The 10,842-nt window shown below is 75.0% G+C and carries 6 protein-coding genes, 1 pseudogene and 2 riboswitches; of the genes and pseudogenes, 2 read left to right on the forward strand and 5 right to left on the reverse strand.

The window, feature by feature from the left end:
* Nucleotides 1-163: 163 nt before the first annotated feature.
* A riboswitch (cobalamin riboswitch) is annotated at nt 164-314 on the reverse strand.
* 186 nt (nt 315-500) lie between these two features.
* The 5 genes from ACFXGN_RS31370 to kdpB all read right to left on the reverse strand — a co-directional run bounded on the left by ACFXGN_RS31370 (nt 501) and on the right by kdpB (nt 6,400).
* Nucleotides 501-986 (reverse strand): acyl-CoA thioesterase, encoded by a 486-nt coding sequence (locus tag ACFXGN_RS31370; protein ID WP_384865602.1) that lies wholly within the window; start codon nt 984-986, stop codon nt 501-503.
* Nucleotides 987-1,058: 72 nt separating this feature from the next.
* Nucleotides 1,059-1,211, reverse strand: a riboswitch (cobalamin riboswitch).
* Between the two features lie 234 nt (nt 1,212-1,445).
* Nucleotides 1,446-2,003 (reverse strand): hypothetical protein, encoded by a 558-nt coding sequence (locus ACFXGN_RS31375; protein ID WP_384865604.1) that lies wholly within the window; start codon nt 2,001-2,003, stop codon nt 1,446-1,448.
* A gap of 54 nt (nt 2,004-2,057) precedes the next feature.
* Entirely contained in the window at nt 2,058-2,852 is a 795-nt protein-coding gene (locus tag ACFXGN_RS31380; RefSeq protein ID WP_384865606.1) for a GNAT family N-acetyltransferase, read from the reverse strand.
* 391 nt (nt 2,853-3,243) lie between these two features.
* Nucleotides 3,244-4,062 (reverse strand): SDR family NAD(P)-dependent oxidoreductase, encoded by an 819-nt coding sequence (locus ACFXGN_RS31385; protein WP_384865608.1) that lies wholly within the window; start codon nt 4,060-4,062, stop codon nt 3,244-3,246.
* 250 nt (nt 4,063-4,312) lie between these two features.
* On the reverse strand, nt 4,313-6,400 hold the full coding sequence (gene kdpB / locus ACFXGN_RS31390; protein WP_384865610.1) for a potassium-transporting ATPase subunit KdpB: 2,088 nt from the start codon (nt 6,398-6,400) through the stop codon (nt 4,313-4,315).
* A 1,344-nt stretch (nt 6,401-7,744) separates the two neighbouring features.
* Between kdpB and kdpF the strand changes: the two genes are divergently transcribed.
* Together kdpF and ACFXGN_RS31400 are read left to right on the forward strand one after the other, a co-directional pair.
* Entirely contained in the window at nt 7,745-7,834 is a 90-nt protein-coding gene (gene kdpF, locus ACFXGN_RS31395; RefSeq protein ID WP_351794572.1) for a K(+)-transporting ATPase subunit F, read from the forward strand.
* A gap of 113 nt (nt 7,835-7,947) precedes the next feature.
* Nucleotides 7,948-10,593 (forward strand): annotated as a pseudogene (locus ACFXGN_RS31400) (ATP-binding protein); the annotation flags it as partial.
* Between the last annotated feature and the right edge of the window lie 249 nt (nt 10,594-10,842).

Raw genomic sequence — 10,842 nt, forward strand, 5'->3', positions numbered from 1 at the left:
TCCCTGAGGTCCGGAGACCTGACGAGACACGGAAGGAGTGACCGGAAACGGAGGGACGCGCGCGTGCACGGCATGGCACGGCTGTCCGCCCGTATGGTCGCCGACCCGCCCTCGAGGTCACCGGATGACCGCGCGCGGAATCGTCCGCGTGCGGGCAACGGGCAGGTCTTCGGACTCGCGGGCGCGTTCTCCCTGGGGGAGTTCACCTAGTGGCCGTCGCTTCCCAGGTCCGGTCTCGGATCCAGTGCGTATGACGGCGGTCGTTCCCGCTCACCGCTGCGGGGCAGTCCCGGATTCCCACCGGGTTCCCTCTTGCGACGCCCCCGTCTGGCGGACGGGGCGAACCAGCTGCACGCGCCAGGGTACGGGGCGCGCCGGGCGTGCGCCGGATGTTGTCCGAATCCCGGACGGTCCTGTCCTGATCCGTATCCCGGACGTTCCTGACCCGGTCCGTGCGGCACGGGGCCGCGGTCCCCGGAGGAACGGCGGCCCCGTCCCCCTCAGGACAGGCCGGGCAGCGCCGTGACGAGGGCGGGCACGGGACGCGGACCGCCGTCCGCGTCGATCGCCACGAAGGTGAGGAAGGCCGTGGCCACTTCGGTGACGGGACCGGAGTCGTTCCAGCGTTCGGCGGTCACCCGCACGCCGACGGTCATGGAGGTCCGTCCGGCCCGTTCGAGCCCGGCTTCCACGCTCAGCAGGTCCCCGGCCCGTACGGGGGCAAGGAACGTCATCCGGTCGACGGACGCGGTCACGGCGGGCCCGCCGGCGTGCCGCCCTGCGGAGGCCGCGGCGGCGTCGTCGATGAGCTTCATCATCACCCCGCCGTGGATGGTGCCGTACAGATTGGTGTCGTGGTCGCTCATGATGTGGGCGAGGACCACCCGGGAGTCGTCCGGGGTCTTCTCCGTACGGGGAACGGGAGTACGGGCGGGGCTGGTGTCGGTGGGATCTGCGGCAAGGCCGGTGACGGCGGGATCTGCCACGTCAACTCTCCTTCGCGAGTCGCGGCTCGGCGGTTCCGCGCGCACGGGGTGTCCGGGGCGCGGACAGCGGGCAGGTCTTCGGACTCGCGGGCGCGTTCTCCCGTGGGGGAGTTCACCTAGTGGCCGTCGCTTCCCAGGTCCGGTCTCGGACCCAGTGCGTAATGACGGCGGTCGTTCCCGCTCACCGCTGCGGGGCAGTCCCGGATTCCCACCGGGTTCCCTCTTGCGACGCCCCCGTCTGGCGGACGGGGCGAACCAGCTGCACGCGCCAGCCTACGTGCCGTCCACCACGGGGCGGTCCGGGCGAGCGAGGGCGGACGCCCCCGCAGGACCGGTGCGGAGCCGGGACGGATCCCGCCGCCATGGCCACGGCGGGGACCGGCTTCTCTCCGGAGACCCCGCCGAGCAGCGGCCGACCGGCCCGCCTGTCCGGCGGACCTGCGCACGGCCGGACCGGCGCTACCCCAGACCCGAGGCCCTCAGGACGGAGCGGGTCGTCTCGGTGTCGACGCGGAGCGCGAGCCGTGCCAGGTCGGCCGTCCCGTGGGCCAGGGTCCCCCGCCTCCGGGCCGCCAGCGCGGCGGACTCGATCCTCAGCCACAGGACCGGATTGTCCAGGAGGACCCGCAGGTCCACCTCGGCCCACACGCCCTCCCCGTCGCGCAGCCGCAGCCGCCGGGCGGTGCCCGTCGGCCACGCGACCGCCGTGAGCCGGTCGGTGCGGACCGTCCTGGTGACCCACGGCCCCCGGACCGTCAGCAGCCCCGGCGCCAGGCTGACCCGGGCGGGCAGCAGGACCACGAACAGCAGCGCCGACAGCGTGATCCAGCCGAGGGCGTGGGACAGCGGCAGCCCGTACGCCCCGGCGTCGACGCCCAGGGACGTCCCCAGCAGAAGGCCCGCGCAGACGGCCGCCGCACGGGCCTCGCCCGGCCATCCCCTGTCGTGCAGGACGCCGGAGGAGGCACCGGGTACGGGGGCGGGGCCGGGAGCGGGGGTACGGACGGGAGGCTGCATGGCGCCGACGCTAGGACCCCGGAGCACCCCGACCGGCCCGGGGCAACGCGGTGTTTACGCGGCGGCGGGCAGATTTGACGCCCCGCTGACGGTGGTGGCGGTGAAGGGCCCGGTCGAGTGGTGGACGTACTCCCGGACCAGCCGGAAACCGGCCGACCAGCCGAGCAGACGGCTCGCCCGGTTCTCCCGCGAGCAGCTCCAGGTCGCGGTGTGCCCGCGCGCGGCGACATCGGCGGTCAGGCCCTCGACACAGGCGAGGCCGAGGTGCTGCCGCCGCTCCCCGGGGGCGGTGGCGCAGGCCACGTCCTCGTACCGGCTCCCGGTGAACCGGGCGCACGCCACGGCGAGGACCCGGCCCTTGCGGAAGGCCGCCCAGGCGTGCCCCGAGGCGGCGAGCGCGGCCGGGCCGCCCCAGGTCGCGTGGACGCGGTCGAGGTCGGGGGCGCCCGCGACGAGTGCGCGGGCGTCCCCGGCCGCCAGCCGACGGACCGTCACCCCGCGCGGCAGGCGCGGCGCCATCCCGGGCTCGCGGTGCACGTACAGCATCCGGTCCCAGGGGTGCAGGCGGTCGAACGCGGCGGCGAGCACCGGCAGGAACCGCGCCGACGCCTCCACGTGGTGACCGGCCAGCGGCGCCAGGTCCGCAGGGACGAGCGCGGTCGGGTCACCGGCCAGGAGGGCGTGGCCGCCGCAGGTGACGGCGACGACCCGAGGACGCGCCGGACGGTCGGTCCACCAGGAGCCCTGCCGGGTGGCGATGACGTGCTCGGCCAGCGCACCCGTCCCCGGCGCACCGGAGACGAACGCCCGTGCGGGAGCGGGGGGTTGATGAGCGGGGTGCGGGATCACGATGCCTCCAGGGGTACGGGGGAGGGGGCGGCCCGCCCGGGGGAGGGCGGGGGCCGCCCCGGGCGGGTCGGCCGGGGCGAGGTGCCCGGGTCCGGTGGGGCCGACCGGGGCGGGCGGCCAGGGTCGGTCCGGACGGGGCGAGGTGCCCGGGTCCGGCGGGCGGCCCGTGTCGGTCCGGGCGGGGCGGTCCTCGCCCCGTGGGGCGGGGCGGGGGCGGGGTGGTTCGCTTCGGCGGGGCCGGTTCCGTCCGGGCGGCGCACCCGGTCGGGCCGGTGCGGGCGGGGGCCGCCCGCCCGGTGGGTCGGCCCCCCGCCGGTCCCGCGGCCGTGGTTCGCCCCCTTCTCGCGGCGGGCCTTCTCCTCACGGGCGCGGGGACCTGCGGGTGCCTCCCTCAGGCGGGGTGGCCGACGAGGTGCCCGGCGAGCTTGCCGAGGCGCTTCACCGTGCGTTCCTCGGTGGCGGCGGGGGCGGGGGCGACGCGGTGCTCACGGTCGTAGTAGGCGCCGTTCACGATCTCGGTCGCCGGGTCGCAGAGCCGTACGACGTGCGCCGCGCCCTCCGCCGGGGCCTCGCCCTCGTGCGCGTACAGCGGCAGGAGGCTGGTGGCGCAGATGCCGGGGTGCACGGAGACGGCGGTGACGCGCGGGTCGGCGGCGAAGACCGTGAGGGCCAGCTGCGACTGCGCGTAGGCGGCGAGCCGGGAGTAACGGCGGGTGCGGTTGGGGTCGTTCCACTGGATCGAGCCCGTGCGGTGCAGCGCGGACGACACGTTGACGACCCGGCCGCCGGTGCCTCGGGTCAGGGCGGGCTCCAGCAGATGGGTGAGGAGGTAGTGGGCGAGGAAGTTGACCTGGAAGGCGATCTCGTTGCCGTCGGCGGTGACCGTGTGCCGCTCGGGCGCGGCCATGCCCGCGTTGTTGACGAGGACGTCCGGTCGCGGGTGCTCGGCCAGGATCCGTGCCGCCAGTCGCTCCACCTCCTCCAGACGGGCGAAGTCGGCGCCGTGGGCGCGCAGTCGGGCCTCGGGGACGCCGGAGAGCGTGACGAGCCGGTCGACGGCGGCGCGCGCCTCCTCCGTGGTCCTGCCGTGCAGCAGGACCGTGGCGCCGCGCTCGGCGAGCAGCCGCGCGGTCTGGTGGCCGATGCCGGAGGTCGCCCCGGTCACGAGGACGGTGCGGCCGGAGAGGGACGGGGACGGGGAAGAAGACATGGCCGGTCCAGGGTCGTTCGGTCGGGGGTACGTGAAGAGGGGCGCCGGACCGGTTCGGTCACGGCGCCCCGGGGACGGCGGAGTACGCGTCAGCGCGAGGCGGACGGCGGCTCCGGACGGCGGGGCGCACGACATCGGACCGCCTGATGAGGCGGCCGGTCGGCCTGGAGCCACGCACTGTCCATGCAACTCCGCCGCGAGCGCTCGGGCAAGGCCGGCGGGGCTTCCCTGATGCCGCCCTGACGGAGTTTCACCCCAGGCCGGGGACGGTGGAGACCAGGAGGTCGATGACCTTGATGCCGACGAACGGCAGGACGAGGCCCCCGAGCCCGTACAGGAGCAGATTGCGGCGCAGCAGGTCGTGCGCGGACGCCGGGGTGTAGCGCACACCGCGCAGCGCGAGCGGGATCAGGGCGACGATGATCAGGGCGTTGAAGACGATCGCCGAGGTGATGGCCGAGGTCGGGCTGTGCAGGCCCATGATGTTCAGCTCGTCCAGTGCGGGGTAGGCGCCCGTGAACATGGCGGGGATGATCGCGAAGTACTTCGCGACGTCGTTGGTGATCGAGAATGTGGTCAGGGCGCCCCGGGTGATGAGGAGTTGTTTGCCGATCTCGACGATCTCGATGAGTTTGGTGGGGTCGGAGTCGAGGTCGACCATGTTCCCGGCCTCTTTCGCGGCCGAGGTCCCGGTGTTCATGGCCACGCCCACGTCGGCCTGTGCCAGGGCGGGGGCGTCGTTGGTGCCGTCACCGGTCATCGCGACCAGCTTCCCGCCCGCCTGCTCCCGCTTGATCAACGCCATCTTGTCCTCGGGCGTGGCTTCCGCGAGGAAGTCGTCCACCCCCGCCTCCCGGGCGATGGCCTTCGCCGTACGGGGGTTGTCACCGGTGACCATGACGGTCCGGATGCCCATCCGGCGCAGCTCGCCGAACCGCTCCCGGATGCCGTCCTTCACCACGTCCTTGAGATGGACGATCCCGAGGACCCGGGGCCCGGCCGCGTCGTGGACGGCGACGAGCAGCGGAGTGCCGCCCGCGTCCGCGATGGCGTCGGACCAGGCACGGGCCTCGGGCGGCACCCTTCCCCCGTACCGCTCGACCCAGTCGACGACCTGGGCCGTGGCCCCCTTGCGGAGGTGGCGGACGCCGTCGCTCCCGCGCAGGTCGATGCCGCTCATCCGGGTCCGCGCGCTGAACTCGACGAACCGGAGGTCAGCCCACTCGTCCCCGGCGGGCGGCAGGAGCCCGTACTGACGCCGGGCGAGGGCGCTGACGGACCGTCCCTCGGGGGTCTCGTCGGCGAGGGAGGCGAGCTGGGCCGCGTCGGCGAGCAGGGCGGGTTCCACCCCGGGCAGCGGGACGAACGCGACGGCCTCGCGGTTGCCGAGGGTGATGGTGCCGGTCTTGTCGAGGAGCAGGGTGTCGACGTCCCCGGCCGCCTCGACGGCCCGGCCGGACATCGCGAGCACGTTCCGCTGCACCAGCCGGTCCATCCCGGCGATGCCGATCGCGGACAGCAGCGCCCCGATCGTCGTGGGGATCAGGGTGACCAGGAGCGCCACGAGCACGGGGGTGGAGGGGGCGGCGCCCGCGTACCCGGCCATCGGGGTGAGCGCGACCACCACCAGCACGAAGACGAAGGTCAGCGCCGCGAGCAGGATGTTGAGCGCGATCTCGTTCGGGGTCTTCTGCCGCTCCGCGCCCTCGATGAGGGTGATCATCCGGTCCATGAAGGAGTGGCCGGGCCGTGCGGTGACCCGTACGACGATCCGGTCCGAGAGCACGGTCGTGCCGCCGGTCACCCCGGAGCGGTCGCCGCCCGCCTCGCGGATCACCGGGGCGGACTCGCCGGTGACGGCGGACTCGTCGACCGAGGCGACCCCGGCGACGACGTCGCCGTCCGCCGGGACCAGCCCTCCCGCCTCGACCAGCACGAAGTCGAACTGCGCGAGGTCCGCCGCGTTCACCGTCTCCGTGGCCGCGCGGTCGACGTCCGTGCCGTACCGCCAGTGCCGCAGCCGCAGCGCGACCGTGTCCGTACGGGCCCGGCGCAGCGACTCCGCCTGCGCCCGGCCCCGGCCCTCGGCGACGGCCTCGGCGAGGTTCGCGAACACCACGGTCAGCCAGAGCCAGACGCTCACCGTCCAGGTGAACACCGAGGGGTCGAAGAGCGCGGACAGGGTCGTCAGGGCCGATCCGACGGCCACCACGAAGAGCACCGGCTTCCGGACCAGCGTGCGCGGGTGGAGCTTGCGCAGGGCGTCCGGGAACGACTTCACCAGTTGCACCGGATCGAGCAGCCCGCCGTGCCCGGCCCGCCGCCGTCCGGGACGCACCCGGGGCGAAGGACGGCGGGGCGGGGCGGGAGGACGGCCGGGGTCTCCCGGGCCGAGAGGGGAGGGCGGGCCGTCGGGGACGGCGGGGCCTGGACCTGTGGGGCCCGGCGCGCCGACGGATGGTGACGGTTCGTCAGGAAAGCCTGGACCGGCGGAGGGACGGGCGGGCCGGGGCGCGGCGGAGTGCATCGCGGAGGACCTTCTGGGAAGCCGGCCGTCCGCTCGGCCGTCGTCGGCGGAGACCGGGGGAAGACCGGGGGCGGAGGGACGGCGGGCGGGCCTTCGGGCACACGGGCGGCGGGGGCGGAGGGCCCCGGCATCCTCGTGCCGGGGCGCCGGGGACGGGGTGCCCCGGCGCCCTCGGCACGGCCGTGGACGGACGGCACGGTCGCGGAGCGGGGGCGCGGACGTCGTATGGGGAGGGGCGGTCCGCGCCCCCGCGGTCCGGGACGATCAGGCCACTGACGCCCCCGGACCGGTGAGCGACCGAGGGAGAATCTAGCCCCGGGGAAGCCCGGGGAAGGCCTTCGGGCGCGGGCTTTGACGGGCCTCTGACGAGGTCTTTCCCGAGCCGTCAGGGCCCCGTCAAAGACGGGTGGCGCGGCGTCAGAAGGGTGTCAACGGCGGGCGTGTCCGCCCGGGGCGTGGCACAGGATGATCGCCTCACGGGGGAACCGGGCGACCGTCCGGCCGTACGAGGTGGGTGGGGGCGTGCCGTCCCGAACGGCGGCGCGCGCGGTCCGGACCGACCGCCCGGACCGACACCTCGATACGCGCACGGCCGTCCGACGCGAGGGACGTTCCGGCCCGCGGCCCGCCAGGGGGGTGGCCGCGGGCCGGACGAGTCCGGTCGTACGGGGCTGGCTGTACGAGCTTGGTCGTGCGGGTCTGCTGGTACGGGCCTGGTCGTGCCGGTCTGCTTGCGTGGGTCTGCTTGTACGAGCTTGGTCGTGCGGGTCTGCTCGTACGTGCCCGGTCGTACGTGTCCGGCTGTACGCCTCCTGTGCCGGGTGCCTGGTGCCTGGTGCGGACGGCGGACGGCGGACGGACGGCGGTCGGTCGGTGGCCTCGCGCCCCTGGGTCCCGGCACGCGCCCCTGATCCGCGCCCCTCGGGCCCCTGGCTCCGGCTCCGTGTCCCCGCACCCTGTCTCCGGCCCGTCCCCGGCCCGCGTACCCCCGACCGGGTGACCCTCCCGTACGGGATCCGTCAAGGGTCCGTCAGGGGCACCGGCCCCTGCGGCGGGAGCGCGTCACAGTGGACGGGCGGCAGCGCCGCCACCGGCTTCGACGCAAGCGGCACCGCGTCCCGGAACCCGCCCGTACCCAAGGGGAGTTGATCGTCCATGAGTGTCGAGAACGTGGTCGGCCTCGTCGTCGCCGCAGCCCTCGTCGGCTACCTGGTGGCCGCACTGATCCGACCGGAGAAGTTCTGACCGGCGCCGGGCGTCCGGAGACGGGACCTCCGGGCCGGGGCCCGGAGGTCCCGCCCGCCCAGGGACCGGAGACGCCCCCGCCCGCCCGGGGCTCCCAGCCCCCGCCCGCCCCGCGCCCCGGCAGACTCAAGGTCCTCGTCGGCGCCGCCGCGGGCGTCGGCAAGACGTACCGGATGCTCGACGAGGGCCACCGCAGGGCCGCCCGGGGCACGGACGTCGTCGTCGGCGCCGCCGACTGCCGGGGACGCCCCCACACCGAGGCGCTGCTGGCCGGTCTGGAACGCCTGGCCCCCCGAGGCACGAGCGGGGACGTCCCGGAGAGCACCGTCGGGGACACCCCGGAAGGATTCCGCAGGGCCGTCGGGGACATCCCCGGAGGGTTCTGGAAGCGTCTCGGGGGCGCCCCGGAAGGGTTCCGGGAGGACGCCCCCGAGAAGTCCCCCCGGGACACCCCGGCGGGGACGTCCCGGCGCGCCCCCGAGGGCTTCGACCTCGACGCCGCCCTGCGCCGTCGCCCCGCGCTGCTCCTCGTCGACGACCTCGCCCGGACGAACCCGCCAGGACACCGCAACGCCCGCCGCTGGCAGGACGTCGCGGAACTCCTCGCGGCGGGCGTCGATGTCCTCACCACGGTCGACGTCCAGCACCTGGAATCCCTCAGCGACGTCGTCGAGAAGATCACCGAAGTGCCGCCGGGAGACACCGTCCCCGACGACTTCGTCCGCCGCGCCGACCAGATCGTCCTCGTCGACGTGGACCCCGAGGAGCTGCGCCGCAGGATGGCGCACGGCAACATCCACCCGCCCGAGGTGGTGGACGCCGCCCTGGCGAGCTGGTTCCGCCCCGGCAACCTCACCGCCCTGCGCGAGCTGGCCCTGCTCTGGGTCGCCGACCGGGTCGACGACGCCCTGCGGACGTACCGCACCGACCACGGCATCGGCGGGGTGTGGGAGGCCCGGGAACGGGTGGTCGTCGGTCTGACGGGCGGCCCCGAGGGCGACACCCTCATACGCCGGGCCGGCCGCATCGCCGCCAGATCGGCCCGCTGCGAACTGTCGGCGGTGCACGTGGTGCGCGGCGACGGCCTCGCGGCGGGCGCCTCGTCCACCGCGCTCGCCCGTCAGCGACGCCTGGTCGAGAGCCTCGGCGGCAGCTATCACACGGTCGTCGGCGAGAACGTCCCGGCGGCCCTGGTCGACTTCGCCCGCGCGGGCAACGCCACCCAGCTGATCCTCGGCACGAGCAGACGCGGCCGTCTGGAACGTTTCCTCACCGGGCGCGGCATAGGCGAGACCGCGACCACGCTCTCCGACGACATAGACGTGCACATGGTGACGCACGAACGGGCGGGACGGGGGCGCCTGCTGCCCACCCGCCACCGCGGTCTGCCGCTGTCCCCGCCCCGCAGGATCGTCGGCCCCCTCGCCGGTGTCGTCCTCCCGGTCCTCCTGACGCTGCTCCTCGACCGGGCCAGGGGCACCCTGAACCTCACCAGCGAGGTCCTGCTCTTCCTCGTGACGGTGGTCGGCGTGGCCTGCGTCGGCGGCATCGGCTCCGCGCTCGTCGCCGCCGTGACGGCGTCCCTGCTGCTCAACTACTGGTTCCTGCCACCCATCGGGGAGTTCACCTTCCACGACACCGACAGCATGATCGCCCTCGGGGTGTTCGCCCTGGTCGCGGCGGTCGTCGCCGCGGTCGTCGACCGGTCGTTACGGCTTTCGCGGCGCGCCGCCCGCGCCACCGCCGAGGCGGAGACCCTCTCCGCGCTCGCCGGTTCCGTCGTACGCGGCGAGCACACCGTCCCCGCCCTCCTCGCCCGCACCCGGGAGACCTTCGGCGCCGTCGCCGCCGAACTGGTCGACCGTCCCGTGGACGACCCCGACGCCAGTCAGGTCGCCGTCGGCGACGACGGCTTCCTCGTCCTGCGCGGACGCACCCTGCCCGCCGCCGAACGCCGGGTCCTGGCCGCGTTCGCCGCCCACGTCACGGCCGCCGTCGAACGGGCCCGGCTGGCCGAGGCGGCGGCCGAGGCCGAACCCGTCCGGGCCGCCGACCGGATGCGCACCGCGCTCCTCGCCGCCGTCAGCCACGACCTGCGGACCCCGCTCGCCGCGGGCTGGGCCGCCGTCGCCTCGCTGCGCAGCCCCGACGTGGACTTCACCGCCGAGGAACGCGACGAGCTGCTCGCCACCGCCGACGAGTCCATGGCCCGGCTCAGCAGGCTCGTGGAGAACCTGCTCGACATGAGCCGCCTCCAGGCCGGGGCCCTCACCCTGGCCCTGCGCCCCACCGCCTGGGAGGAGGTCCTCCCCGCCGCCCTGGACGGCCTTCCCGACACGGGACGGCGGGTGACCCTCCAGGGTCTGGAGGAGGCGCCGCTCGTCCTCGCCGACCCGCCCCTGCTCGAACGGGTCGTCGCCAACCTCGTGGCCAACGCCGTCCGCCACTCCCCGCCCGGCCGCCCGGTCCTCCTCGGCGTCAGCACGCTGTCCCGCCGCGTCGAGCTCCGGGTCGTCGACCGGGGTCCCGGCCTCCCGGCCGCCGACCGCGACCGCGTCTTCGAACCGTTCCAGCGGCTCGGTGACACCGACAACACCACCGGCGTCGGCCTCGGTCTGGCGCTGGCACGGGGCCTCACCGAGGCCATGGGCGGCACCCTCACCCCCGAGGACACGCCCGGCGGCGGACTCACCATGGTGGTCACCCTGCCCCGCGCGGCCGTCCGGGTGCCGGGCGTGCCCGTCCCCACGGAACCCTGACGCGGGGCCCCCGCGCGTAGGGGATGCGTCAAGAGCGGCGTCAAGGGCGTTAGGGCGGCGTCAACGAGGGCCGGAGGCGGCCGGGGAGGCTGTTTCCTCGACTCGTCCGAACATCCGCTCTTCCTTCTTCACCGGGAGTCCACGATGGCCGATGTGGCCTTCGTCGTCACTGTGGTCGCGGTTTTCGCGCTGGTGGCGTTCATTGCCAAGGGGGTGGCGAAGCTGTGAGTGCCGAGAATGTTGTGGGTC

Source organism: Streptomyces sp. NPDC059247 (genome assembly GCF_042754005.1).
Taxonomy (GTDB): Bacteria; Actinomycetota; Actinomycetes; order Streptomycetales; family Streptomycetaceae; genus Streptomyces.

What these genes read in the sequence shown, in the direction of transcription:
- ACFXGN_RS31375 (WP_384865604.1), bottom strand. Translation starts at nt 2,003, where the DNA reads ATGCAGCCTCCCGTCCGTACCCCCGCTCCCGGCCCCGCCCCCGTACCC.
- ACFXGN_RS31385 (WP_384865608.1), bottom strand. Translation starts at nt 4,062, where the DNA reads ATGTCTTCTTCCCCGTCCCCGTCCCTCTCCGGCCGCACCGTCCTCGTG.
- kdpF (WP_351794572.1), top strand. Translation starts at nt 7,745, where the DNA reads ATGAGTGTCGAGAACGTGGTCGGCCTCGTCGTCGCCGCAGCCCTCGTC.